General features: G+C 74.0%; 22 protein-coding genes and 3 pseudogenes. 11 read left to right on the top strand and 14 right to left on the bottom strand.

Going from position 1 to position 23,921, the window contains the following annotated elements; translation table 11 throughout:
- The first annotated feature begins 156 nt into the window (after positions 1-156).
- On the top strand, positions 157-435 hold the full coding sequence (locus AW27_RS18735; protein WP_037924787.1) for a hypothetical protein: 279 nt from the start codon (positions 157-159) through the stop codon (positions 433-435).
- Here the strand turns inward: AW27_RS18735 and AW27_RS18730 are convergent.
- Positions 432-1,058: an HAD family hydrolase gene (locus AW27_RS18730; RefSeq protein WP_037924785.1), complete on the bottom strand. Its 627-nt coding sequence runs from the start codon at positions 1,056-1,058 to the stop codon at positions 432-434. The genes AW27_RS18735 and AW27_RS18730 overlap by 4 nt on opposite strands.
- 196 nt (positions 1,059-1,254) lie before the next feature.
- Positions 1,255-2,271 (bottom strand): hypothetical protein, encoded by a 1,017-nt coding sequence (locus tag AW27_RS18725; RefSeq protein WP_037924783.1) that lies wholly within the window; start codon positions 2,269-2,271, stop codon positions 1,255-1,257.
- A gap of 132 nt (positions 2,272-2,403) precedes the next feature.
- On the opposite strand from AW27_RS18725, the gene AW27_RS18720 reads away from it, so the two are divergent.
- Together AW27_RS18720 and AW27_RS18715 are read left to right on the top strand one after the other, a co-directional pair.
- Entirely contained in the window at positions 2,404-4,839 is a 2,436-nt protein-coding gene (locus AW27_RS18720) for a helicase C-terminal domain-containing protein (RefSeq protein ID WP_037924780.1), read from the top strand.
- Between the two features lie 116 nt (positions 4,840-4,955).
- Positions 4,956-5,555, top strand: coding sequence for a DUF4291 domain-containing protein (locus AW27_RS18715; protein WP_037924777.1), 600 nt, complete (start codon positions 4,956-4,958; stop codon positions 5,553-5,555).
- A gap of 38 nt (positions 5,556-5,593) precedes the next feature.
- On the opposite strand, the gene AW27_RS18710 is transcribed toward AW27_RS18715, so the two are convergent.
- On the bottom strand, positions 5,594-6,136 hold the full coding sequence (locus AW27_RS18710; protein ID WP_037924775.1) for a DoxX family protein: 543 nt from the start codon (positions 6,134-6,136) through the stop codon (positions 5,594-5,596).
- 241 nt (positions 6,137-6,377) lie between these two features.
- Here AW27_RS18710 and AW27_RS18705 point away from each other — a divergent pair, with 241 nt between their 5' ends.
- Positions 6,378-8,021 carry a DNA repair helicase XPB gene (locus AW27_RS18705; RefSeq protein WP_037924773.1) on the top strand — a complete coding sequence of 548 codons (1,644 nt, stop codon included), beginning with the start codon at positions 6,378-6,380 and terminating at the stop codon, positions 8,019-8,021.
- On the opposite strand, the gene AW27_RS18700 is transcribed toward AW27_RS18705, so the two are convergent.
- A complete protein-coding gene (locus AW27_RS18700) occupies positions 7,987-8,760 on the bottom strand; it encodes a glycosyltransferase 87 family protein (RefSeq protein WP_370466504.1) in 774 nt (257 codons plus the stop codon). The genes AW27_RS18705 and AW27_RS18700 overlap by 35 nt on opposite strands.
- A 221-nt stretch (positions 8,761-8,981) precedes the next feature.
- Between AW27_RS18700 and AW27_RS18695 the strand changes: the two genes are divergently transcribed.
- Positions 8,982-10,211 (top strand): serine hydrolase domain-containing protein, encoded by a 1,230-nt coding sequence (locus AW27_RS18695; RefSeq protein ID WP_037924770.1) that lies wholly within the window; start codon positions 8,982-8,984, stop codon positions 10,209-10,211.
- Positions 10,212-10,268: 57 nt separating this feature from the next.
- Here AW27_RS18695 and AW27_RS18690 read toward each other — a convergent pair whose 3' ends face one another.
- The gene (locus AW27_RS18690) at positions 10,269-10,454 is read right to left on the bottom strand and encodes a hypothetical protein (protein WP_037925395.1); all 186 of its coding nucleotides are present in this window, start codon (positions 10,452-10,454) and stop codon (positions 10,269-10,271) included.
- A gap of 418 nt (positions 10,455-10,872) precedes the next feature.
- Between AW27_RS18690 and AW27_RS18685 the strand changes: the two genes are divergently transcribed.
- Positions 10,873-12,846 carry a HelD family protein gene (locus AW27_RS18685; protein WP_370466690.1) on the top strand — a complete coding sequence of 658 codons (1,974 nt, stop codon included), beginning with the start codon at positions 10,873-10,875 and terminating at the stop codon, positions 12,844-12,846.
- A gap of 148 nt (positions 12,847-12,994) precedes the next feature.
- Here the strand turns inward: AW27_RS18685 and AW27_RS18680 are convergent, their stop codons facing one another.
- On the bottom strand, positions 12,995-13,702 hold the full coding sequence (locus AW27_RS18680; protein ID WP_037924766.1) for a copper homeostasis protein CutC: 708 nt from the start codon (positions 13,700-13,702) through the stop codon (positions 12,995-12,997).
- 109 nt (positions 13,703-13,811) lie between these two features.
- Between AW27_RS18680 and AW27_RS18675 the strand changes: the two genes are divergently transcribed.
- Positions 13,812-14,486: an HD domain-containing protein gene (locus AW27_RS18675; protein ID WP_037924765.1), complete on the top strand. Its 675-nt coding sequence runs from the start codon at positions 13,812-13,814 to the stop codon at positions 14,484-14,486.
- Between the two features lie 73 nt (positions 14,487-14,559).
- Entirely contained in the window at positions 14,560-15,774 is a 1,215-nt protein-coding gene (locus AW27_RS18670; RefSeq protein WP_037924763.1) for a Cmx/CmrA family chloramphenicol efflux MFS transporter, read from the top strand.
- Between the two features lie 8 nt (positions 15,775-15,782).
- Here AW27_RS18670 and AW27_RS18665 read toward each other — a convergent pair whose 3' ends face one another.
- The 4 genes and pseudogenes from AW27_RS18665 to AW27_RS18650 form a co-directional block, all read right to left on the bottom strand.
- Positions 15,783-16,655, bottom strand: a complete 873-nt coding sequence (locus AW27_RS18665; RefSeq protein WP_172671364.1) for a hypothetical protein — start codon at positions 16,653-16,655, stop codon at positions 15,783-15,785.
- A gap of 121 nt (positions 16,656-16,776) precedes the next feature.
- Positions 16,777-17,682 carry a helix-turn-helix domain-containing protein gene (locus AW27_RS18660; RefSeq protein WP_037924762.1) on the bottom strand — a complete coding sequence of 302 codons (906 nt, stop codon included), beginning with the start codon at positions 17,680-17,682 and terminating at the stop codon, positions 16,777-16,779.
- A 747-nt stretch (positions 17,683-18,429) separates the two neighbouring features.
- A pseudogene (locus AW27_RS18655) lies at positions 18,430-18,693 on the bottom strand (DUF4031 domain-containing protein); the annotation flags it as partial.
- A gap of 7 nt (positions 18,694-18,700) precedes the next feature.
- Positions 18,701-19,075 (bottom strand): hypothetical protein, encoded by a 375-nt coding sequence (locus AW27_RS18650; RefSeq protein ID WP_031158194.1) that lies wholly within the window; start codon positions 19,073-19,075, stop codon positions 18,701-18,703.
- A 328-nt stretch (positions 19,076-19,403) separates the two neighbouring features.
- On the opposite strand from AW27_RS18650, the gene murQ reads away from it, so the two are divergent.
- The 3 genes from murQ to AW27_RS18635 all read left to right on the top strand — a co-directional run bounded on the left by murQ (position 19,404) and on the right by AW27_RS18635 (position 22,648).
- Positions 19,404-20,333 carry an N-acetylmuramic acid 6-phosphate etherase gene (gene murQ, locus AW27_RS18645; RefSeq protein ID WP_037925389.1) on the top strand — a complete coding sequence of 310 codons (930 nt, stop codon included), beginning with the start codon at positions 19,404-19,406 and terminating at the stop codon, positions 20,331-20,333.
- A 30-nt stretch (positions 20,334-20,363) separates the two neighbouring features.
- Entirely contained in the window at positions 20,364-21,917 is a 1,554-nt protein-coding gene (locus tag AW27_RS18640; protein WP_037924760.1) for a PTS transporter subunit EIIC, read from the top strand.
- A 143-nt stretch (positions 21,918-22,060) separates the two neighbouring features.
- On the top strand, positions 22,061-22,648 hold the full coding sequence (locus tag AW27_RS18635) for a GNAT family N-acetyltransferase (RefSeq protein ID WP_037924757.1): 588 nt from the start codon (positions 22,061-22,063) through the stop codon (positions 22,646-22,648).
- A 103-nt stretch (positions 22,649-22,751) separates the two neighbouring features.
- On the opposite strand, the pseudogene AW27_RS34430 reads toward AW27_RS18635, so the two are convergent.
- The 4 genes and pseudogenes from AW27_RS34430 to AW27_RS18620 all read right to left on the bottom strand — a co-directional run.
- Positions 22,752-23,063 (bottom strand): annotated as a pseudogene (locus AW27_RS34430) (PIN domain-containing protein); the annotation flags it as partial.
- 186 nt (positions 23,064-23,249) lie between these two features.
- Positions 23,250-23,294: pseudogene (locus AW27_RS18630) on the bottom strand (hypothetical protein); the annotation flags it as partial.
- Between the two features lie 38 nt (positions 23,295-23,332).
- On the bottom strand, positions 23,333-23,590 hold the full coding sequence (locus tag AW27_RS18625) for a hypothetical protein (protein ID WP_037924755.1): 258 nt from the start codon (positions 23,588-23,590) through the stop codon (positions 23,333-23,335).
- A complete protein-coding gene (locus AW27_RS18620) occupies positions 23,587-23,805 on the bottom strand; it encodes a hypothetical protein (protein WP_030854634.1) in 219 nt (72 codons plus the stop codon). The genes AW27_RS18625 and AW27_RS18620 overlap by 4 nt, the downstream gene beginning before the upstream one ends.
- Between the last annotated feature and the right edge of the window lie 116 nt (positions 23,806-23,921).

Here is a 23,921-nt window from a genome sequence, read left to right as displayed (position 1 = left end):
CGTCGGGGGTCCGAAGGGCCGCGAACGGCTCCGGACAACAGCGCAGCGGGTCATGTGTGACCCGCCGCCTCAAGGCTAATGGTCGGGGACCGGGTGACAAGACGTTCCCCGGTCCTTCACGGTCGGCTGCTTCGGCCAGGGAACTACCCTGGTGAGGTGACTGTTACTCCTCATGCGGACGAAGCACGGCCCGGCGACGGACTGGTCAGGGCCGGCGGCATCGTGTTCATCGCCGGTGCCGTGGCCACTCTGGCCACGATGGCCCCGCTGTTCCTCGGCACCGACCCGTTCCCGTCGTACGCGTGGGCCGTGTGCATGCTGATGGGCCTCGGCTTCGCGATCTCCGCCGCGGGCGTGCTGCGCTCGGCGGCCGCACAGCGCAACGCGGCGCGCGCCTCCCAGGAGCCCCGGGCCCTGCCCGGCCGCACGCCCTAGACGGGCTGCACGGCGACGTACCCCGCGAGCCACCGCGGCAGCGCGGTGAGGTCCGCCAGCACCACGTCCGCGCCCGCGGCGCGCAGTTCCGGCTCCGGGCACGGGCCGGTCGGCACCGCCACGGACAGTGCACCGGCCGTCCGGGCACCGCGTACGTCACCGATGTGGTCGCCGACGTAGATCTGCGCCCCGTGCTCGCGCAGCGCACCCGCCTTGGCCTCCGCCCACAGCCAGCCGATCACCGCGTCCGGCTCGATGCCGAGGTGCTCCAGGTGCAGGCGGGCGTTGGGCTCGTGCTTGGCGGTGACGACGATCGCGCGGCCGCCCATCGCCTGGACGGCGGCGACGGCCTCGCGGGCGCCGGGCATGGCCGGGGTCGGCGCGATGGCGTGGTCGGGGTAGATCTCCCGGTAGCGGTCCGCCATGGCCGGGATCTCGGCCTGCGGGAACCAGTACGCCAGCTCCTCGTCCAGCGGCGGGCCCAGGCGGGTGACCGCCGCGTCGGCGTCGATGTACGTCCCCGTCTCGGCCGACAGCGCCCGGTAGGCGGCGTGGATCCCCGGGCGGGAGTCGATCAGGGTCATGTCGAGGTCGAAGCCGACGGTGAGGTTCATACCGCCCATTGTGCCGAGGGCGGCGGACGGTGGTGGACGGTGCGGCGAACCTTCCCGGAACTCGTGTTCAACCTTTTCGACGCGGCGCGGGACTTCGGGCCCGGCTACCGGCGGGACGGGATACGGGACCAGGGCCCCCGACCGGAGGCCGGACGCCACGCGACAGCCGGCGGCCTCGACTTCGAGACCTTCGCCCGGCGTCGCCTCAGCGCCGGCGCGCCCGCCACACCAGGTACAGCACGGACGCCAGCGCGGCGCCCCGCAGCAGCCACGGCCACATCCCCTGAACCGCGCCGCCGACCTGGTCGTCGGCGAGGCTCTCGCCCCACGTGCCGTGGGTACGGCCCCACAGCCACACCGCGGCGCCCGCGAGGAACACACCGGGCGGCCCGAAGACGGCCCACTTGCGTTCGGCGGGCCCCAGCACCCGGGAGGCGTACGGCAGCAGCCAGCCGATGACGAGCAGCAGCCACTGCCCGCTGACGACACCGGCGACGAGGACCGCCGCGGCCAGCAGCAGGAAGGCGTTGGGCCGCGGACGGGCCGGAGCCGTGGCCTCCTCCGGCTGCGCCCCGGCCTCCGCGGCGGCCGCCGCCTTCGCCCGGCGCCGGTCGCGCAGGAACCGTACGAGGGTCCGCGTACGCGAGTCCGGCGGCCCGGGTGCACCCGCTGCCCCCGCCGCCTCCTCCTCGGCGTCCTGCCCCGGCTCCTTCTCGAACGGGCCCGGCATCTCGATGCCGCCCGCGAAGCCCTCGACCTGCGGGCCGCGTCCGTAGCCGCCGGGCGTCATCCGCCACCAGTCGGGCTCGGCCCCGCCGGACGGTCCGAGCTCGTCCAGCCCGGCCAGGTGCGGCGGCACGTTCTGCGCCTCGGGCTCCTGCTCGGGCGCCGGCCGCGGCGGGGGCACCCCGGGCAGGCGCAGCCGGCCGGCGGCCCGCTGGGCGGGCACCGACGGGACCTGCTCGGCGGGGCCTGCGGCGGAAGCCGCGCCCTGCCCGGAGCCGAGGGCGTCCAGGACCTCCTCGGGCGTGCCGATGCGTTCCAGGATGCGGCGTACGGCCGCCGGGGTCTCCGGGTCGTACTTGGCGCGCCGACGGTCGATCTCGTCCCGCAGGCCCGCCACGAGCCTCATCCGGTCACCGGAGGCGAGGTGCCGTCGTTGCGCCAAGTCCCCGACGGCGCTCAGATATTCGTAGACCAGGTGGTCGCTTTCGATCCCCACGCCCAGGCTCCTCCCGTACCGCCTCTCCCGAAGGTAGCGCGTGCACCCGTGGAGCCGCCCCGGGCGCAGCGGATACCGTTGGCCGGATGGGGACCGGCCGACACGACCGGCCGACGCGACCGGGAGGCGACTGTGCCCGAGCCAAGCACTGCTGCGGGAGCTCCGGAGAACGGGACCGGGACGACGTCCCCGCGCTCCCTCGCCGAGGCGCTGCGCGCCCGCGACGACGCCGCGCTCTGTGCCCTGCTGCACTCCCGCCCGGACCTGCTGAACCCGGTCCCGGGCGACGTGACCCAGCTCGCCACGCGCGCCGGGACCCGGGCCTCGGTGGTGCGGGCCCTGGAGCGGCTGGACCGGTTCACCCTGCAGACGGTCGAAGCCCTCGCCGTGGCCCCCGACCCGTGCCCGTACCCGGTGCTGGAGGGGCTGCTGACCGGCGGCGAGGACGAGCGGGCCCGTACCGCGCTCCCCCGGGCCCTGGCCACCCTGCGCGACCAGGCCCTGGTGTGGGGCGCCGAGGACCGGCTGCGTCTGGTGCGCACCGCCCGCGAGCTGCTCGCACCATCCGCGCAGCGGCCTTCGCCGACCGGACTGGGGCCGACCGTCGCCGAGGCCACCGCCGGGATGTCGCCGACGCGGGTGCAGGAGATCGTGGCGGCGGCCGGGCTGCCCGCCACGCACGACCCGGTCTCCGCGGTCACGGCGCTGACCGCGCTGTTCACCGACCCGGAGCGGATGTCCGCGCTGCTGGACGAGGCCCCGGCCGAGGCGCACCAGGTGCTGGGCCGGCTGGTGTGGGGTCCGCCGTACGGAGAGGTGACCCCGAACCCGGCACCGCCGGTGCGCTGGCTGCGCGACCGGGGTCTGCTGCTGCCCGCGACGGCACGGACCGTGGTCCTGCCGCGGGAGGTGGCACTGCACCTGCGCGGCGGCCTCGCCCACCGGGACACCTCGCCGGTGGCTCCGCCGGTGACCGCGCACCGCGAGCACCGGCCACCGCTCGTGGACGCGAACGCCGCCGGCCAGGCGCTGGCCGCGCTGGCCACCGTCGAGGAGCTGGTGAAGTCCTGGGAGCACACCGGTCCGCCGGTGCTGCGGGCGGGCGGGCTGTCCGTACGGGACCTGAAGCGGGCCGCGGCAGCCCTGGACACCACCGAGGCGTCCGCGGCGTTCTGGATCGAACTGGCCTACGCGGCCGGGCTGCTGGCCAGCGACGGGGAGGCCGACGAGCGGTACGCGCCCACCCCGGCCTTCGACGACTGGCGCGAACTGCCGCCCGCCGAACGGTGGTCGGCGCTGGCCGCCGCCTGGCTGCCGGCGACCCGTACGGCCGGCCTGGTCGGCGAGCAGGACGCGAAGGCGCGCACCCTGTCGGCGCTCGGCCCCGAACTGGACCGCTCCGCCGCGCCCGAGGTGCGCCGGCGCGTCCTGGAACTCCTCGCGGACCTGCCGGAGGGCGGCTCCCCCGATGCGGAGGCGGTGCTGGCGCGGCTCGCGTGGGAGCGTCCCGTGCGCACGCCGAGCGACCTGCGGGCCCGGCTGGCGGGCTGGGCGCTGACCGAGGCGGAGGTCCTCGGGGTGACCGGCAGGGGCGCCCTGTCGGGGCCCGGCCGGGCCCTGCTGGAACACCGGGACCCGGCGCCGCTCCTGGCACCGCTGCTGCCGGAGCCGGTCGACCACGTACTGCTGCAGGCGGACCTGACGGCGGTGGCGCCGGGACCGCTGCGCCGCCCGCTCGGGGACACCCTCGCGGTGCTCGCCGACGTGGAGTCCAAGGGCGGGGCGACGGTGTACCGCTTCACTCCGGGATCGGTGCGGCGGGCACTGGACGCCGGCCATGCCGCCGCCGACCTGCACGCCTTCCTCAAGGAGCACAGCCGTACGCCGGTGCCACAGCCGCTGGCGTACCTGATCGACGACGTGGCCCGCCGGCACGGACACCTGCGGGTCGGCGCGGCCTCCTCGTACGTGCGCTGCGACGACGACGCGATGCTGGGCGAGATCCTGGCGGACAAGCGCTCGGCGGGGCTGGGGCTGCGCCGATTGGCGCCCACGGTGCTGGCCGCGCGGGCCGAACCGACCGCGCTGCTGGAGGGCCTGCGGGCGATGGGGTACGCGCCGGCCGCGGAGTCCGGTACCGGCGACGTGCTGGTGGCACGGGCCGACGCCCACCGCACACCGGCCCGCTCGGCACCCGTACCGGTACCGGACGGTCCGCCGGTGCCGGACGCGACGCTGCTCGGGGCGGCCGTACGGGCGATCCGTGCGGGCGACCTGGCGGCGACGGCGGTCCGCAAGGAGCCGGGGCCGGCCGCCGCCGTGCCGGGCGATCTCCCGCGCACGAGCGCGGCGGAGACGCTGGCGACGGTACAGGCGGCGGCCCTGACGGGGTCGGCGGTGTGGATCGGCTACGTGAACGCGGACGGCGCCGCGAGCCAGCGGGTCATCGCCCCGGTGCGCGTCGAGGGCGGCTTCGTCACGGGCTACGACCACACGGCGGACGAGGTCCGCACCTACGCCCTGCACCGCGTGACCGGCGTGGCGGAACTGGCGGACGAACACCTCTGAGACGAGCCGTGGCGGCGATCGGGGCGCGAGGGTCCGGGAGCGGTGCCCCCGTGACGGTCCCTCACGGGTGCGGAAAACGGCTGGCCGGGCCGCCGGGCGCTCGGCACGCTGGGGTCATGCAAGCCGTACCGCACCGCCGGATCCGCGCCGCCCACACCGACACCACCCTCACCGTCTACCAGGCCTACGCACCCCGTCTCGGGGTCCCGGCCGCCCGCGACAACCGCTTCCCGCCCGCCTGGAAGCGCGAGCGGATGACGTGGATCAAGCCGTCGTTCCTGTGGATGATGTACCGCTGCGGCTGGGCCACCAAGGCCGACCAGGAAACGGTACTGGCGGTCGAGATCACCCGCGAGGGCTTCGACCGGGCACTGCGCGGGGCCTGCCTGTCGCACTTCGAGGCGGGCGTACACGCCGACCGGGCGTCCTGGCAGGAGTCGCTGCGCGCGGCGCCCGCCCGCGTGCAGTGGGACCCCGAGCGCGACCTGCACCTGAACCCGTTGCCCTACCGCTCGCTCCAGCTGGGCCTGTCGGGTCCGGCGTCGCGGGCGTACGCCGACGCGTGGACGGTCTCCATCCGCGATGTGACCCCGCTGGTCCGGGAGATCCACGGCCTGCTCCGGTCGGGCGCGGAGGGGGCCGAGGACGCGGCCCGCGCCCTGCTGCCGGTGGAGACCCCCTACCCGTCGGGTCCGCTGGAACACCTGGGCGCGTGAGCGCCCGCCCTGCGGTGCCGTGTGGTGGTGCCGTGCCGTCAGTCCCGGATGAGCAGGACGACGAAGCCCGCGACGGCACCCACCAGCAGGGCGAGCAGGGAGTACTGGGGCCGTGATGCGCGCAGTACCGGGAGGTGGTGGTCGACGGCATAGCGGCCGGGCCCGGTGAGCGTGAGGGCGATGACCGAGGCGAAGAGCACCACTTCGAGTTCCACGCCCTTGGGCGGGAAGTAGGCACCGAAGCCGCGGACCGCGAGGATGTTGACGAAGACGCCGGTCAGGGCGGCGCCGGCGAGCGGGGTCAGCAGGCCGAGGGCCAGACCCAGGCCGCCGAGGGTCTCGGAGAGACCGGCGATGACGGCCATGGCGTCCCCGGCGGGATAGCCGGCCGCGGAGAAGCCCTTGCCGGTCGCGGTGAGGCCCGGGCCGCCGAACCAGCCGAAAAGCTTCATCGTGCCGTGGGCGGCCATGGTGAGGCCGACGGCGAGACGCAGCAGGAGCAGGCCGACGTCGTGGACGACCGTGGCGGCGGGCGGCGAGGGGTCGAGGAGGCGCGACCGGTCGAACCGCGTGGAGGTCATGAGCGTCCGTTCGTCAGGAGGTTCCGGTCCCCCCGGTCGCCTGAGCGACGGCCACCCTATGACAGCACTTTCACGATCATCGGGCCGCAACGTCGCGGGGCGGCGTCCTCGACCCGTTCGGCCCCGTCCCCGGCCTGCTGCGCGCGGGACTGGGCGGCTGACCCGCCGGGGCGACGTGTTCCCAGCCCCGGCGCCGTACGGCACACTGGAGGTTTGACCTGAGTGAAACGGGGCGCCGCGCGTGAATGGTCCACTTATCGTCCAGAGCGACAAGACCCTCCTGCTGGAGGTCGACCACGAGCTCGCCGGGGCCGCGCGCCGCGCCATCGCTCCGTTCGCCGAGCTGGAGCGTGCACCCGAGCACATCCACACCTACCGGATCACCCCGCTCGGGCTGTGGAACGCCCGGGCCGCCGGGCACGACGCCGAGCAGGTCGTCGACGCGCTCGTGGAGTACTCCCGCTACCCGGTGCCGCATGCGCTGCTCGTCGACGTCGCCGAGACCATGGCCCGGTACGGCCGCCTCACCCTCTCCAAGCACCCCGTGCACGGCCTGGTGCTGACCAGCACCGACCGGCCGGTGCTGGAGGAGATCCTGCGGTCGAAGAAGATCACCCCGCTGGTCGGGGCGCGGCTCGACCCGGACACCGTGGCCGTGCACCCCTCCGAGCGCGGACAGATCAAGCAGACGCTGCTCAAGCTGGGCTGGCCCGCCGAGGACCTCGCCGGCTACGTCGACGGCGAGGCGCACCCGATCGACCTGGCGGAGGACGGCTGGGCACTGCGCCCGTACCAGCAGCAGGCCGTCGAGGGCTTCTGGCACGGCGGCTCCGGCGTGGTCGTGCTGCCCTGCGGCGCCGGCAAGACGCTCGTCGGCGCGGGCGCGATGGCGAAGGCCAGGGCGACCACGCTGATCCTGGTCACGAACACCGTGTCGGCTCGCCAGTGGAAGCACGAGCTGGTCAGGCGGACGTCGCTGACGGAGGACGAGATCGGCGAGTACTCCGGCACCCGCAAGGAGATCCGGCCGGTCACGATCGCCACGTACCAGGTCCTGACGACGAAGCGGAAGGGCGTCTACCCGCACCTGGAGCTCTTCGACTCCCGGGACTGGGGCCTGATCGTCTACGACGAGGTGCACCTGCTGCCCGCGCCGGTCTTCAAGTTCACCGCCGACCTGCAGGCGCGGCGCCGGCTGGGCCTGACGGCGACGCTGGTGCGCGAGGACGGGCGGGAGTCGGACGTCTTCTCACTGATCGGGCCGAAGCGGTTCGACGCCCCGTGGAAGGAGATCGAGGCGCAGGGCTACATCGCGCCCGCCGACTGCGTGGAGGTCCGGGTCAACCTGACCGAGTCCGAGCGCCTGGCGTACGCGACCGCCGAAACGGAGGAGAAGTACCGCTTCTGCGCGACGACGGCGACGAAGCGGAAGGTCACCGAGGCGCTGGTGCGCAAGCACCGGGGCGAGCAGACCCTCGTCATCGGGCAGTACATCGACCAGCTCGACGAGCTCGGTGAGCACCTGGGCGCGCCCGTCATCAAGGGCGAGACCTCCAACGCGCAGCGCGAGAAGCTCTTCGACGCCTTCCGCGAGGGCGAGATCAGCGTACTGGTCGTCTCGAAGGTCGCGAACTTCTCCATCGACCTGCCGGAGGCCACGGTCGCCATCCAGGTGTCGGGCACCTTCGGTTCGCGCCAGGAGGAGGCGCAGCGCCTGGGCCGTGTCCTGCGCCCGAAGGCGGACGGCCACGAGGCGCGTTTCTACTCGGTCGTCGCGCGCGACACGATCGACCAGGACTTCGCCGCGCACCGGCAGCGGTTCCTCGCCGAGCAGGGGTACGCCTACCGGATCATGGACGCCGACGAGCTGTTGGCGAACGACTGACCGTCCGGTTGCGGGCGGTGCGGACCCGCGCGACGAGCACGGTGAGCAGCGGGACGCACCAGACCCACAGGCCCGGCCCGTCCAGCACGAGGGCGCGGCCGGTGGCGGCCAGGTGCCGGGACCAGAACGCGGCGGATTCCTCGGGCAGGACCAGCCGTCCGAGCAGGGCGGTGCCGGCCAGGGCGGCCAGTGCCGTCAGCCCGGCCCGCACCCGGCGGGTGGCCAGCAGGTACGGGACGAGGACCGCCGGGGTCAGGGTGATCCCGGCGGCGGTTCCCAGTGCGAAGCCCTTGCCGAGCGCGGCACCGGGGCGGGCCAGGTCCCACAGGACCAGGCAGGCGAGGGCGAGGTTGACCTGACCGGGGAGCGGGGCCTGGAACAGCGGCTCCAGCCACAGACCGGCGATGGTGGCGGCCAGGACGGGCGCGGTCCTGGCCGGCAGTCCCGCGAGCCGGCAGGACAGGGCGATCAGCAGGGCGAGCAGGGCGGCGTTGCCGAGGAGGAGCACGGCTTTCAGTAACCCGGTCGGCAGCCAGGCCGCCGGGGTGAACAGGATCGCCGCGAACGGCGGGTACCCGGCGGGCGGGCGCCATTCGGCGGCGGAGAGGCCCCGGGCCAGATCGTCGGCCATCGGGACGCGCAGGGCGATGCAGAGCACGCCCAGTACGAGCAGCGAGCCCGTCGCCAGCACACCGGCGAGGGACGACGGCGAGCGGCTGGGAGCGGGGCTCAAGGTCACGCGCGTGACCCTAGTGGATCTACGCGTTCACCCCCAGCTCATTGCAACACGTAAGGGGATTCCGCAGTGCATTCAGCGTCAGATTGATTGCAACGACTGCCAAATATCCCTTATAGAGAAGCCCTTATGACCCCCTCAAGCTTGTTGCCCGATCAGTGAACGCAATGTAGCTTCAAAAGCGTTCAGCATGTTCCGAACGCGAGGCGACGGGGAGATTCATCATGGGCAGGAGCAGGGACGGCTTCCACGGAGCGGGGCTGCGCAAGGTGCGCGACGTGCTGGCACGACACGTCGACTCCGGCAGGATCCCCGGAGTGGTCGCCCTGATCGGACGCGGTGAGGAGACGCACGTCGAGGCGATCGGGACGATGCGCCACGAGGGCGGCGCGCCGATGAGCCGGGACACGATCTTCCGTATGGCGTCGACCTCGAAGCCGGTCACCATGGCGGCCTCGATGGCGCTCCTCGACGACTGCGCGCTGCGGCTCGACGACCCGGTGGACCACTGGCTGCCCGAACTCGCCGGCCGCCGGGTGCTGCGGCGCATCGACGGCCCCGTCGACGACACCGAGCCCGCCCGGCGCCCGATCACCGTGCGGGACCTGCTGACCTCCACCTTCGGCCTCGGCATCGACCTGACGGCACTGGGCTCCCCGATCATGAACGCGATCTTCGAAGGAGGCGTCTTCAGCCAGGGCGCGGTACCGCTGCCCGAACAGGACGAGTGGATGCGCCGCCTCGGCGCACTGCCGCTGATGCGCCAGCCGGGCGAGCACTGGCAGTACCACCTCAGCCACGACGTCCTCGGCGTACTCGTCTCACGCGTCACGGGCAAGCCGTTCGAGGCGTTCCTGCGCGAGCGCGTCCTCGACCCGCTCGGGATGAAGGACACCGGATTCCACGTGCCCGCCGACACGATCGACCGGCTGCCGCCCAGCTACGCCCCCGACCCTCGGACCGGGGAGTTCACCGTCTGGGACGAGGCGGAGGGCGGTCAGTACAGCGCGCCTCCCGCCTTCCAGGCGGGCGGTGGCGGGCTGGTCTCCACCGTGGACGACTACCACGCCTACTTCCGGATGCTGCTGCACCACGGCACGCACGCGGCCGAGCGGATCCTGTCCCGGCCCGCCGTCGAGCTGATGACCACCAACCGGCTCACCCCCGAGCAGGAGGCCGCCCGGTCGGCCCTGGCCCGGGGCGCCGTCCACGTGTCCTTCGGCCAGGGGCAGCAGGGCGGCTGGGGCTTCGGAATGGCGGTGCGCACCTACCGTGGCGACTACGCGCCCGTCGGCCAGTTCGGCTGGGACGGCGGGACCGGGACCTCGGTGTACGCCGACCCGGAGAACGGGCTCACGGGCATCCTGCTCACCCAGGTCGGGCTGACCACCGCCGCACCGGCGCAGCTCATCCACGACTTCTGGACCACGGTCTACCAGGCGATCGACGCCTGACACGGGGGCCTGGGGGGCGGAGGGCGGAGGCAGGGGCCGGGGTTACGCAGGACCGCCTCAGCGGCGTATGACGCCCGCGTCCTCGGCGTACTCGCCCAGCACGACGACGCTCACAGCGGCCGTCGCGAACACCTTCACGGCATGCAGCATGCTGCCGAGACGGTGGCGGGGCGTGGAGTCGGAGAGGGCGGTGGCGCCGCTCGGGCGGCTGCCCCGCATCGGGGTGAAGGTTGCGGTGCTCATGAATCCATGGTGCTCCGCCGCCACCGGATCCACATCGGCCCCGGGGCCCCATTCCAGGGCTCCCGGCCTCCTCCTCCCGGCGTACACCAGGCCCGGGCGGGTCTCCCGGAAGTCTGACACTCCCGGGTACGACACCCGTTCGGAGGTTCCGGCCGCGGCGGGCTTCCGGCCCGGTCAATGCGTTCGCGCGGGCGCGCCGCGCTGGCTAGAATCTCCGCTCTTGCCGCCTCCCACCGCCTCATCGGGGAGAGCCGCCTGCCGGCCGGAAACCGGGGGCATCTGTTCCGTACCAGCAGCTGGAGGCACTCCCGTGTCCGCGCACGCCCCCGAGACCAACCCCGACGACGCGGCCCCGCCCGCCGACCCGCTCGGCCGCGAACGGGCCCACCTCACCGCCTCGCGTTCCGCCCTGCGCGCCATGCGCGCGGACGTCGAGGCCCTCGACATCCGCGACGTCACCGCGAACTGGGTCAACGCGATCGTGCTCCAGGCCCAGATCGACGACCGCATCAAGGCCCTCGCCGACCTCGCCCACACCCCGCTCTTCTTCGGCCGCCTCGACTACCTCCACGCCCCCGGCGCCGACCTCGCCGAGGGCGCGGAGGGCGAGCAGTTCTACATCGGCCGCCGCCACGTCCACGACGCCGACGGCGACCCGATGGTCATCGACTGGCGCGCGCCCGTCTCCCAGCCGTTCTACCGGGCCTCCAAGAAGGACCCGCAGGACATCGGCCTGCGTCGCCGCTTCGGCTACACCGGCGGCGAGCTGACCGCGTACGAGGACGAACACCTGTCCGACCCGGCCGAGGCGGCAGCCGTCAGCAAGCTGCTCCAGCAGGAGATCGAGCGCCCGCGCGTCGGCCCGATGCGGGACATCGTCGCCACGATCCAGCCCGAACAGGACGAGATCGTCCGCTCCGGCCTGTCCGGCTCCGTCTGCGTGCAGGGAGGCCCCGGCACCGGGAAGACGGCCGTCGGCCTGCACCGGGTGGCGTACCTGCTGTACGCGCACCGCGAGCGCCTCGCCCGCACCGGCACCCTCGTCATCGGGCCGAACCGTTCCTTCCTGCACTACATCGAGCAGGTCCTCCCGGCCCTGGGCGAGTTGGAGGTCAAGCAGGCCACCGTCGACGACCTGGTCGCCCGCGAGGGGCTGGAGGTCCGCGGCACCGATCCCGCCGAGACCGCCGTCGTCAAGGGCGACGCCCGCATGGCGGAGGTGCTGCGCCGCGCGGTGCGCTCGCACGTCGGCCGCCCGACCGAGCCCCTCGTGGTGGTCCGCGGCTCACGCCGCTGGCGGGTGCCGGCGTACGAGCTGGAGGAGATGGTCGAGGAACTGCAGAACCGCGACATCCGCTACGGCGCCGCCCGCGAGGCCCTCCCGCAGCGCATCGCGCACGCCGTCCTGGTGCGCATGGAGCAGGCGGGCGAGGCTCCGGACGACCGCGTCCAGGACGCGGTCGCCCGCAGCGCGGCCGTGAAGGCCGCCGTCAAGGAGGTCTGGCCGGCCGTCGAACCGGCGAAGCTGGTCCTGCGGCTGCTCTGCGAACCGGACTTCCTCGCCGAGCACGCGCAGGACGTCCTGACCGCGGACGAACAGAAGCTCCTGCTGTGGCCGAAGCCGTTCCGGAGCGTGAAGTCGGCGAAGTGGTCGGCGGCCGACCTGGTCCTCATCGACGAGGCGGCCGACCTGGTGGAACGCACCCATTCGCTGGGCCACGTCGTCCTCGACGAGGCGCAGGACCTCTCCCCCATGCAGTACCGGGCGGTGGGCCGGCGCTGCACGACCGGCTCGGCGACGGTCCTGGGCGACCTCGCGCAGGGCACCACGCCGTGGGCCACCCGCAGCTGGGACGAGGCCCTGACCCACCTGGGCAAGCCGCAGGCGGTGCTGGAGGAACTGACCGCCGGCTTCCGCGTGCCGCGCGAGGTGATCGCTTACGCCTCCCGCCTCCTGCCGTCGATCTCCCCGGGCCTGGCCCCGGTCTCCTCGGTCCGCGAGACCCCCGGCTCGCTCCGGGTGACCGCGGCGGACGACCTGACGGCGGCGGTGGTGGAAGCCTGTCGCGAGTCCCTGACCCACGAGGGCTCCATCGGCCTGATCGCGGCGGACGCCCGGATCCCCGCCCTGGCCGATGCCCTGCTCGCGGCAGACCTGCCGTACCTGTCCCCCGGCGAGGAGACGACCGCTCAGTCCCGCCTGACACTGGTCCCGGCGTCACTGGCGAAGGGCCTGGAGTACGACTACGTGGTCCTCGACGAGCCCGCGGCGATCGTCGACGGCGAACCGGACGAGCGGACCGGCCTGCGCCGCCTGTACGTCTGCCTCACCCGGGCCGTCTCGGGCTTGACGGCCCTCCACGCCTCACCCCTCCCGGCGGCCCTTGCCTGACCGCCGGCCCCGGGGCGCACGGGACGGGGCGCAGGACGGGGCGCACGGGGACGGGGCGCCGCCTCGGACCGCGCGCTGCAAAGGACGGCGAGGCCTCCTCGCCGCGGCCCGGGCCGCGGACCTGCGCCCCGCACCTGCGCCCCGCGTTTCAGGCGCCGGCGGGCCCGGATTCGTCCAGTACGGCCCGCCACTCGGCGACCGCCGCCGCCGAGACGGGGCCGCCCCAGCCGTCGGGACGTGCGGCACCGCCGATGTGGAAGGCGTCGATCCCGCCCGCCCGCAGCACCGGCAGGTGCGCGAGCGTGAGCCCGCCGCCGACCAGGATCCGCGGCCCGTACCCCGGCTCGCCGCCCCGCGCCGCCTCCGCGAGCAGCACCGGCAGCCCCTCGCCGACCCCGGCCGCGGCCCCCGCGGTCAGGTAGGTGTCCAGGCCCGGCAGGTCGGCCAGCGCCTTGCGCAGCTGGTCCCGGTCCGCCGCGCGGTCGATCGCCCGGTGGAAGGTCCACGCGCAGCCGCCCAGCTCCGCGACGACCGCCTCGACGGCGGCCAGGTCGGGGCTACCGTCCGCGTCCAGGAAGCCGAGCACGAACTCCCGCGCCCCCTCGGCCCGCAGCTGCCGCGCCGTCGCCGCCAGGACGGAGACGTCCCCCGCGGCGAAGCCGTCGGCCTTCCGGATCATCACGCGCAGTGGGATGTCCACCGCTGCCCGGATCGCCGCGAACGCCTCGCGCGCCGGGGTGAGGCCGTCGGCGGCCATGTCGGTGACCAGCTCAAGGCGGTCCGCCCCACCTGCCTGGGCCGCGACCGCGTCCTCCACGTCGAGGGCGATCACCTCCAGGAGCGCACGGTTGCTCATTCGATCCCATCCTTCGGAAGAACGCTCAAATAGGTCTAGTCCAATATCCAGGGTACGGGTCTCCGGCCGCGCTCCACCAGCGCAATCACGCCACCCCCACAATGTGCGCATGGACACAGGCATTCCGAGCACCGACACCACGGCCCTCCGCGCCCGCTGGCGGGCCACCGTCGCCCAGGCCGGCGCCCCTGCCGACCTCGATCCGACCCCCTACGCCGACCGCCTGCTCAGCGCGTGGGCGGAGCCGCAGCGCCGCTATCACACCACTGCACACCTGGCCGCCGTACTCGCGCACATCGACATACTGGCGCCGCACGCCGCCGACCTCGCGGCCGTCCGGCTCGCCGCCTGGTTCCACGACGCCGTCTACCGCCCGGACCGCTCCGAGAACGAAGAGCGCAGCGCCGCCCTCGCCGAGCGCGCCCTCCCCGAGCTCGGCATCGACGCCGCGCGCACCGCCGAGGTGGCCCGCCTGGTCCGGCTCACCGTCACCCACGATCCCGCCCCCGGCGACACCGACGGCGAGGTGCTCTGCGACGCCGACCTGGCCGTCCTGGCCGGCAGCCCGCAGGCGTACGCCGCCTACGCCGACGCCGTCCGCCACGAGTACGGCTTCGTCCCCGACGACGCCTTCCGCACCGGCCGGGCCGACGTCCTGCGCCAGCTCCTGGACCTGCCCCGGCTCTTCCGCACGCCCCACGGCGCGGCGCACTGGGAGGCGCCGGCCCGCGCGAACCTGGCCGCCGAGCTGGCCGCCCTGACCGCCGGGGGTTCACACGACTGACACACCGGGGGGAATTTGATCCCGTTCGCACGGGTTGGTGACAGTCATGCCCGCAGATGCCGCCCGCCCCCGCATGCCCGTCGCCGTCTACGTCCTGGGACTGTCCGTCTTCGCGCTCGGCACCAGCGAATTCATGCTCTCCGGTCTGCTGCCGCCGATTGCCGACGACATGGGCGTGAGCATCCCGCAGGCGGGTCTGCTCATATCCGCCTTCGCCATCGGCATGGTCGTCGGCGCGCCCCTGCTGGCCGTGGCCACCCTGCGCCTGCCCCGCCGCACCACCCTCATCGCCCTCATCAGCCTCTTCGGCCTCGGGCAGGTCGCAGGCGCGCTGGCCCCGTCCTACCAGCTCCTCTTCGCCTCCCGCGTGGTCGCGGCCCTCGCCTGCGCCGGCTTCTGGGCCGTCGGCGCGGCTGTCGCCATCGCCATGGTCGACAGGGACCAGCGGGCCCGCGCGATGGCCGTGATGATCGGCGGCCTGTCCATCGCCAACGTCCTCGGCGTCCCGGCCGGCGCCTTCCTCGGCGAGCACCTCGGCTGGCGCTCCGCGTTCTGGTCGGTCGGCGCGGCCTCAGCCGTCGCCCTCGCCGGCATCCTGGCGCTGGTCCCCCGCATCCCGCCGCCCACCGAGAAGCCCAGGCTCCGCCGCGAGCTGCGCATCTACGGCGACCGCCAGGTGTGGCTCGCCGTCGGCGTCACCGCACTGGCCGCGGGCGGCGTCTTCTGCGCCTTCAGCTATCTGTCGCCGCTGCTCACGGACGTGGCCGGGCTGGACTCGAAGTGGGTCCCATGGATCCTCGCCCTGTTCGGGACCGGTGCGCTGGTCGGCACCACCATCGGCGGCCGGGTCGCCGATGCGCACTTGTTCGGCGTGATGATCTGGGGCATCACCGCGTCCACCGCCTTCCTGACGCTGCTCGCCCTGCTGGCGTCGGCCGCGGTGGCCGCGATCGCGCTGTCCTTCCTGCTCGGCGTGTCGGCCTTCTTCACCGCCCCGGCGCTCAACGCCCGCATGTTCAACGTGGCCGGCGCCGCCCCGACCCTGGCCGGGGCGACCACCACGGCCGCCTTCAACCTGGGCAACACCGGCGGCCCGTGGCTCGGCGGCACCGTCATCGACGCCGGCCTGGGCTTCTCCGCGACCGCCTGGGCGGGCGCCGCCATGACCGTGACCGCCATCGCCCTCACCGTCCTCGCCCTGCGCCTGGACCGCCGTACGCCGCCGCAAGCGACCCGCGTGGTCGCCGGGAGCGCCGCCGCCCCCGTCGGGGCCCCCGCCCACACCTGACGAGGCCGCTACCCGTCGCCGAAGATCGCATCGGCCGAGGGCGCGGTCACCGCACGCCGCAGCCAGCGCCCCAGGGTCGCGACGTCACCGCAGCCGACGATGCGCTCGCGGGCCGCCCCCGAAACCTGCAGGCCCCGTTCCCCGAGAACGGCCAGCACGTCCTCGGCCGCACGCCGTGCCTCACCCTCGGCGCGGAGTTCCTCGGAAAGGGGCGACGTGTAGAAAGAGAGGTCCACGGCCACCAGTTTCCTCCAGAGTGCTGCGGCTGGGTGCTTACCCATGCCTTGCGCGATGAATTCGATGATCGGGTTGGCGAGGGCTGCGGGGGTGTCCCGCAGGACGTTGGTCACCGCTTTGAGTATGGCCCCGATGTCGGGATGCGTGGCGTGGGTGATCGCGGACAGGGTGGCCAGCGCCAGGTCCTTGCGGACTTCGGCGGGGCTGGTGATCAGCGGCATGTTGTGCGGCCCCGCCACCAGCGGGCGCAGGGTGAGCAGGGGCCACTGGGGCGGCCCGAAGCGAACCGGCCGCGCGGCCCATTCGGCGGTCGAGCGGTCCTGGCAGACGACCAGCAGCATCGGCTGCAGCCGGTACTTCGTGAGCAGATACGAGGCGTAGTACGCCCAACTCGCGGGCTTGTCAAGGTCCTTCTTGCCCTGGGCCTCGACGGCGAGGAGGAAGGGCCCGTCGTGCTCCGTGTCGAACCGCAGCAGGGTATCGACACGGCGTTCGAGGGGCTGGGTCTCGGTGAGGTCGTTGGGCAGGACGGTGAACGACGTGGGTGGGGAGAAGTCGATGCCGAGCACCTCCGAGACCCGGGAGAAGAGCTCCGGGTGTTCCTGGAAGATGCGGTGCATCGCCTCGTGGGGCGAGCTGACCATCGGGGTTCCTGTGGGGAGTGGGCCGGACGAGAAGGAAACTGCATCTGGCATATGCCAGAACTGGGCTCCGGGGCCGAACCTAGGGCGCGGTGCGTGCGGAACGGGACGATTCGGCGGCGGTTCACCCGGAGGGGTGAGCCCCGGGCGGTGCGGTCCGGCAGTCACGGCAGCGGCCGGGTTCGGCCGCGCGGAAGGCGTGGTCGCAGGCGTCGCAGTTCTGCAGGGGGTGTCTGACGACCAGGGGCGCGACCGGGGCGCGGAACGGCGGCACGGGCGGGAGCTGGGCGGCGAGCCGGTGGGCCAGGAGGGCGGCCGGGCGGTACAGGGGCTCTGACGGCAGGTCGGCCGTCAGGGCGTGGTGCACGGCGCTGGGCGGCAGGTCGCGCTCCAGCCAGGCCGCCACTCCGGGGGCGAGGTGCTCGACGTCCGTGGTGGAGAGCAGCAGCCGGGGATCACCGCGGCGCAGTCCGGCCAGGACCTCGACGGCGGACCGGAGGAGATCGGGAGCCCGGTACGCGGGCTGCGGCACGGCGGGGAGGGCGCGGCGCGGCGGCTCGCCCTCCTGGCGGGCGGGGCGCCGGGCCCGCGGCTTCGGCTGCGGCTCCGGCCCGTCCGCGGCAGCGGCGGCGGACCGGCCCGGCTGGTTGCAGGAGACCGTGCGGGTGACGACGCGGCCGTTGCCGGTGCGTTCGCAGGTGCGGCGCAGATAGCCGTGGGCCTCCAGTTCGCGCAGGGCCGCGGCGATCCGGGTCTTGCCCTCGGGGAACCGGGCCGCGAGGGTCCTGATGTCGATGGGCGCACCGCCGGGCAGGGACTGGATGTGCACGGCCAGGCCGATGGCCAGCAGCGACAGCTCGGCATGCTGCGCGAGGTGGTTGCCGATCACTGTGAAGCGGCTGGTGTGGCGGGAGTTGTCGTGGATGACGCCGCCGGATCGGGTGTTCGCGCGGGTGCCCCGGGAAGGGTGGTTTTCCCGGCCGTTGCGGGACTGCGCGTGCGGGCGCGCGCTAATGTTCTGGGTATCCATCGGGAAGGCTGTCTTCCTCGGTGGTCAGGCCCCCGCACTGGGATTCGCACTCCCGGCGGGGGCCGACGCATGTCAGCGGTGATGTGCTCTGTCGCGCTGAGCGTAGATCAGGCAACCCGCCCCAAAGCCAGCTGAGTTGGCCTTTTTCACTCAAGCGAGTGAGAGTGCGCCACGGGCGGGAGGACCGGGGATCGGTGGGGCACAGCGGGGTCCGGTGGGGCCTGGTGGGGCTTGGTGGGGTCCTTTCCCCGTGTTCCTTGGATTCCGGGACCGTCCCCGCCACCGGCGTCCCGGCGCACGGGCTCCGGTTCCGGTCACCGCCCGCCCCGGACCCCGGATTCCGGGACGGGAAGCTCGGCTCGGAACCCGGCCGGGCGCTCGCGGACGTGCGTGGGGCGATCCTCCCCGGGCCGCCCCGACGCGGTGGCCGTCGGGCGGCTCGACGACGCGATCACCGGCGCGGTGCGCGGGGGCGACATCTCCCGAGGTGGGGCCGGCCTGCGGATCGACGGCGACGGGCTCGGCTCACCGGCGACCGCCACCGGGCGCCGCGCCGTCACCGGCACTCCCGCCCCGGCCCGGCGCCACACGCCCGCCGTCGGCCGGCGCGCTCCCCCGGTCAGCCCGGTCGGCCCGGTCGGCCCGGTCGGCCCGGTCGGCCCGGTCGGCCCGGTCGGCCCGGTCGGCCCGGTCGGCCCGGTCGGCCCGGTCGGCCCGGTCGGCCCGGTCGGCCTGCGCGGGCCGGGCAGCCGGGCGGCCCTTCGGACGGCGCAGACCGGCCGCGGTGAGGCGGCGGACGAGTTCCTTGCTGCCGATCTCGACGGCTCCCGCCCCGACCGCGTCGGCGTAGCGGTGCGAGGGCACGTCGTAGTGGTCCCGCTCGAAGGCCCGCGGCGGGCAGCCGATACCCGCCGCGAAGGCGTGCAACTCCTCGTAGGAGACGTCGCTGACCAGGTGGGACCACATGCGGCCGTGGCCCGGCCAGGTCGGCGGGTCGATGTAGACGGTCACCGGCGGCTCACCTGAGGCCGAGGACGGGACCGAGGCCGCCGACCGCGGCCACCCTCACACCCGCCTCCGAACACACCCAGTGCGGGTCGGGTCCCAGCTCCGGCTCCACGTCCAGGGCGTGCGGATCGCCGTGGGTGCAGACCGGGCACAGCGGCCAGCGCCCGTACTTCTCCAGCAGCGAGTCCTGTACGTCCTGGGCGACGAGCCCCGGAAGGTAGTCGGCCCCCTCCGGCCACTGCTCCACCCACCAACGGCGGTGCGTGACCGAGTCCTCGACGAGGGAGACGACATCGGCATCGGCGACCTCACCTGCGGCGAGATCGGCGAGCACGAGTGCGCGGGCGACGTGCAGCGCCTGTTCCAGGGGGGTCGTATGGTCCATGCAGCCATTGTGGACCTGCCGGGTGCCGGCGAAGAAGGGCCTCCTGCCGTGGGCCCAATGGCGGATTGACCGCCACCCCGCCGGAAAATAGCTTTCGAGCGTGACGAGGGAGCCGAGAGGGACCTCCGCCGGGCCCCAGGCCCCGGGCCGCGAAGCCCCGGCCGTGCGGGCGCGCACCCGGCGGGCAGCCGGCTCCCGCGCGGGGCCCGCGTCCGCGCCGCCGCCGTGTCCCACCCCGGTGCCCGCGCCCGAAACCGCCGCCCGCGCGCCCGGCGCCCCCGCACGGGCCGTCCCCACCGAACCGCCGAACCGCCCGGAGGCCACCGCCATGACCGCACACTCCGAGGTCCGTGCCCAGCTGGAGACACTGACCACCGAGGCCTTCCGTCCCGAACTCGCCGAGATCGACCGGCTGTCCACCCTCGACATCGCCCGCACCATGAACGCCGAGGACGCGACCGTCCCGGCCGCCGTCGCCGCACAGCTGCCGCGGATCGCCGCGGCCATCGACGCGATCGCCGAGCGGATGGCCCGCGGCGGCCGTCTCGTCTACGCCGGCGCCGGCACGGCCGGCCGGATGGGCGTCCTGGACGCCAGCGAGTGCCCACCCACCTTCAACACCGACCCGGCCGACGTCGTCGGCCTGATCGCGGGCGGCCCCTCCGCCATGGTCAAGGCGGTCGAGGGCGCCGAGGACTCCCCGCAGCTGGCCGCCGACGACCTGGCCGGATTGCGCATCGGCCCCGACGACACCGTCATCGGCATCTCCGCCTCCGGCCGCACCCCGTACGCGATCGGCGCCGTCGAGGCCGCCCGCGCCCGCGGCGCGCTCACCGTCGGCCTCTCCTGCAACGCCGGCTCCGCGCTCGCCGCCGCAGCCGACCACGGCATCGAAGTGGTCGTCGGCCCCGAGCTGCTCACCGGCTCCACCCGGCTCAAGGCGGGCACCGCGCAGAAACTCGTCCTCAACCTCATCTCGACCATCACCATGATCCGGCTGGGCAAGACCTACGGGAACCTCATGGTCGACATGCGCTCCTCCAACGAGAAGCTGCGCGCCCGCGCCCACCGCATCGTGGCCCTGGCCACCGGCGCGTCCGACGAGACGATCGCGGCCGCGCTCGCCGCCACCGGCGGCGAGGTCAAGAACGCCGTCCTCGTCGTCCTCGGCGAGGTCGACGGCCCCGCCGCCGCCGAACTCCTCGCCGCCTCCCGCGGCCACCTCCGCGCGGCGCTCGCCCGTACCCGGACCCGCTGACCCCACCCCCTACGGCAAGGCGACCACCACATGCCCACTGAGCCCACCGAGCCCGCCGAGCCCGCCGACAAGAACCGCGCCACGGCAGCCGCGATCCTGCCCCTCGTCGGCGGCCCGGACAACGTCACCTCGATCGCGCACTGCATGACCCGCCTGCGCATCGCGTTGCGCGACCGCTCCCTCGTCCGGGACGAGGCCCTCCGGGCCCTCCCGGCGGTCCTCGGGGTGGTCGAGGACGACACCTACCAGATCGTGCTCGGCCCGGGAGCCGTCGCCCGCGTCACCCCGGAGTTCGAGGCCCTGGTCGAGCAGGGCTCCTCGGCGGCGCCCCCGGCCCCGGCCGATCCCCACCCGGTCACCGCGGGCGAGCTGGCCGCCCGGGGAGCGGCCCTGAAGGAGGCCAGGAAGGCGCGCAACGCCACCCCCGTCAAGCTGATGCTCCGCCGGATCGCGAACATCTTCGTGCCGCTGATCCCGGCCCTCATCGGCTGCGGAATCATCGCCGGACTCAACGGCCTCCTCATGAACCTGGGTTGGCTGCCCGGCGTGGTCCCCGCGCTCACCGCCCTGGCGTCCGGCTTCATGTCGCTGATCGCGGTGTTCGTCGGATACAACACCGCCAAGGAGTTCGGCGGCACCCCGATCCTGGGCGGCGCGGTCGCCGCCGTCATCGTCTTCCCCGGCGTCGCGAAGATCACCGCCTTCGGCACGGAGCTCAGGCCCGGCCAGGGCGGCGTCCTGGGCGCGCTCGCCGCCGCCCTGCTCGCCGTGTACGTCGAGAAGCGCTGTCGGCGGCTGGTTCCCGAGACCCTGGACGTCCTGGTCACCCCCTCCCTCACCGTCCTCGTCGCCGGCCTGGCCACCCTCTTCGGCCTGATGTTCCTCGCCGGTGAGGCGTCCGCCGCCATCGGCACCTTCGCCGACCGGCTGCTCTCGGCCGGCGGCGCGTTCGCGGGGCTGGTGCTGGGCGGGCTGTTCCTCCCGCTCGTGATGCTCGGCCTGCACCAGGCCCTGATCCCGATCCACACCACGCTCATCGAGCAGTCCGGCCACACCGTCCTGCTGCCGATCCTCGCCATGGCGGGTGCGGGCCAGGTCGGCGCGGCCCTCGCGGTCCACTGCCGGCTCCCCCGCAACGGCTCGCTGCGCGCCACCATCAGGTCGGCCCTCCCCGCGGGCTTCCTGGGCGTCGGCGAACCGCTGATCTACGGTGTCTCCCTGCCGCTCGGGCGACCTTTCGTCACCGCCTGCGTCGGCGGCGCGGCCGGCGGCGCCTTCGTCGGCCTCTTCAGCCAGCTGGGCATCGCCTTCGGGTCCACCGCCATCGGCCCCTCCGGCTGGGCGCTCTTCCCGCTGCTGGACGGTTCCGCGAACCCGGTCGTCACGGTCGCGATCTACGCGGGCGGCCTGCTGACCGGCTACATCGTGGGCTTCGCCGCCACCTACTTCTTCGGCTTCACCGGCCGGATGCTGGCCGACCTGAACACCGACCCGACCCCGGCCTCCCCGGCCCCGACCGGCCCGGCCACCCCCGCCGACCCCGCCGCCCCGGCGACGGCCCCCGCCCTGGCCAAGCCCCAGTAGTGCGGCGACCGCCGAGACCTGCCGCGTCGCGGTCACCACACCGGCCACTGGCCGGCGGAGCACGCCCCCGGCCGCCCCGCCCCTCTTCGAAGCCGCGTTCTGCTACGGCTGCGTTTCCGGGAGGCAGCGGGGATGATCGGACGATGATCGACTCCATACCTCCCGTGGTCCCCGCCGGGCGCCTGCGCGACCTCGCCCAGCCGGAGCTCGCCCTGCCCGGCGGGATGCTGCTGCGCCCCTGGACCCCGCACGACGCCCCCACGCTCGTCGCGGCCCACGACGACCCGGACATCCGGCACTGGAACCGCCCGAGCCGGCTGGACCTGGCCGGGGCCGAGGCCCGGATCGCCCTGTGGCACGAGCGCTGGCAGGCGGAGAAGGCCGGGACCTGGGCGATCGCCCCCGAAGGCGGCCGGGCCGTCGGCCTGATCGGCCTGGCCGACATCGACCTGGCGGGCGGCAGCGGCGAGATCCTCTACTGGCTGCTGCCCGCCGGGCGGGGCTCCGGCGCCACGGTGCGGGCCGCCGACCGGCTGGCCCGCTGGGCCTTCGAGGACCTCGGCCTGCACCGCGTGCGCATCACCCACTCCGTGGCCAACCCGGCCTCCTGCGCCGTCGCGACGAAGGCCGGTTTCCCCCTGGAAGGCACCCTGCGCGGCGCCCTCCTCCACGCGGACGGCTGGCACGACCAGCACCTCCACGCCCGCCTGAGCACGGACACCGCCCCGTAGCACCCGTCGCCCGGGGCCGCGCCCGGCCCCGGGCGACGGGCGACGGGACGGGCCCCTGTTCAACCACCCACTCCACGGGCCGGCCCGTCACCTTGGCGATGCCGTCGTAGTCGGCGTCGTGGCGGAGGACCACCACCCCATGGCGCTCTGCTGTCGCAGCGATCAACAGGTCGGCGAGCGACGCACGCAGGCGATCACCACTCTGGGCGAGAAGACCCTGCACCTCGATGGCACGTTCGCCGATCTCGTCGGTGAGCGGAAGCCAGTCGAAGCCTCGGCGTACGGATCGGCCGGGTGCATGATCCTTCGCGTTGCGCGGGCTGTACAGAGTCCCGAGGGCCACACTGGTGCGCGTCACGAGAAGGCCCCGCTCCAGAAGCGGTATCAGCCGGTCCCGGACCGCCGGCGGATGCATCCGGGCCCACGCATCCTCGTCGACCAGGTACTTGGTCACGGCCACGCACACCGCATCACGTCCGGGTCGCGCAGGTCGTCGAAGACGCCTTCATCCATCAGCTCCACGAAGCGCCGCCGCCGGGCGGCGGCCACGAACTCGGCCAACGCCCCCGTTGATCGTCGCTCGCTTCGTCGTCGTGCCCAGGATCTCCGCCGCTTCAGCAAGGAGTGCGTCATCCAGGTCCACCATGGCGCGCGACATGGGACCCTCCAGGCATACGAGTCTGATCAATCTGTAGGCCGTCCCACCGCCGGGCGGGCCGGGTCGTCAGCCGACCGGTCGGCGTGCGGCCCCCGGTCGGCCGCTCCGAGCAGCCCGCGCCCGTCCCGCGGCGCAGGCTCCGGCGGCCCGCCCTTCCAGCCGGCGTCGGTGAAGTCCTTCTCCAGCCAGCACAGCTTCCAGGCCAACTCGAACTCCCAGCTCACCGCCACCTCGAAGAAGCCCTCCAGGGCGGCTTCGCACCACTCCCGATCGCGCTCGCTCACGGATGGGCCCGCTCGTGGAGCACGGCGGCCAGCCGGAGCGCGGTGTCCAAGTTGCAGCGGCCCAGGTCGACCAGCGGGAGCCCGTACGTACCGGCCGCCGAGACACGTTCCACGCCCAGGGAGGGAAAGACGACACCGACCCCGTCGAGGGCCTCCTTCAGTTCCCGCACGGCCTCCTCGGCCGCCTGGATCCGTTCCGTGGGCGTGAGCACCATGTACTGCGCCTTTCTACGCTGAGTGGTCTCGTTCTGCACACAGCGTGGCGACGGGCTGGCTAGCCTTTCAAGGAAGCACCGAGAACAACCCCACCTGTTGGCCCGGGAGTTGCCAT

The sequence above is a fragment of the Streptomyces sp. PCS3-D2 genome (assembly GCF_000612545.2).
Taxonomy (GTDB): domain Bacteria; phylum Actinomycetota; class Actinomycetes; order Streptomycetales; family Streptomycetaceae; genus Streptomyces.
The sequence above is the reverse complement of the archived record's forward strand: the minus strand, read 5'-3'. Positions and strand labels throughout refer to the sequence as shown.

Bases quoted from the DNA above. Each gene is read 5' to 3' on its own strand.
- AW27_RS18730 (WP_037924785.1), bottom strand. From the start codon at position 1,058: ATGGGCGGTATGAACCTCACCGTCGGCTTCGACCTCGACATGACCCTG.
- AW27_RS18715 (WP_037924777.1), top strand. From the start codon at position 4,956: ATGCAAGCCGTACCGCACCGCCGGATCCGCGCCGCCCACACCGACACC.
- AW27_RS18710 (WP_037924775.1), bottom strand. From the start codon at position 6,136: ATGACCTCCACGCGGTTCGACCGGTCGCGCCTCCTCGACCCCTCGCCG.
- AW27_RS18695 (WP_037924770.1), top strand. From the start codon at position 8,982: ATGGGCAGGAGCAGGGACGGCTTCCACGGAGCGGGGCTGCGCAAGGTG.
- AW27_RS18690 (WP_037925395.1), bottom strand. From the start codon at position 10,454: ATGAGCACCGCAACCTTCACCCCGATGCGGGGCAGCCGCCCGAGCGGC.
- AW27_RS18685 (WP_370466690.1), top strand. From the start codon at position 10,873: ATGCGCGCGGACGTCGAGGCCCTCGACATCCGCGACGTCACCGCGAAC.
- AW27_RS18680 (WP_037924766.1), bottom strand. From the start codon at position 13,702: ATGAGCAACCGTGCGCTCCTGGAGGTGATCGCCCTCGACGTGGAGGAC.
- AW27_RS18675 (WP_037924765.1), top strand. From the start codon at position 13,812: ATGGACACAGGCATTCCGAGCACCGACACCACGGCCCTCCGCGCCCGC.
- AW27_RS18670 (WP_037924763.1), top strand. From the start codon at position 14,560: ATGCCCGTCGCCGTCTACGTCCTGGGACTGTCCGTCTTCGCGCTCGGC.
- AW27_RS18665 (WP_172671364.1), bottom strand. From the start codon at position 16,655: ATGGTCAGCTCGCCCCACGAGGCGATGCACCGCATCTTCCAGGAACAC.
- AW27_RS18660 (WP_037924762.1), bottom strand. From the start codon at position 17,682: ATGGATACCCAGAACATTAGCGCGCGCCCGCACGCGCAGTCCCGCAAC.
- AW27_RS18650 (WP_031158194.1), bottom strand. From the start codon at position 19,075: ATGGACCATACGACCCCCCTGGAACAGGCGCTGCACGTCGCCCGCGCA.
- murQ (WP_037925389.1), top strand. From the start codon at position 19,404: ATGACCGCACACTCCGAGGTCCGTGCCCAGCTGGAGACACTGACCACC.
- AW27_RS18640 (WP_037924760.1), top strand. From the start codon at position 20,364: ATGCCCACTGAGCCCACCGAGCCCGCCGAGCCCGCCGACAAGAACCGC.
- AW27_RS18635 (WP_037924757.1), top strand. From the start codon at position 22,061: ATGATCGACTCCATACCTCCCGTGGTCCCCGCCGGGCGCCTGCGCGAC.
- AW27_RS18620 (WP_030854634.1), bottom strand. From the start codon at position 23,805: ATGGTGCTCACGCCCACGGAACGGATCCAGGCGGCCGAGGAGGCCGTG.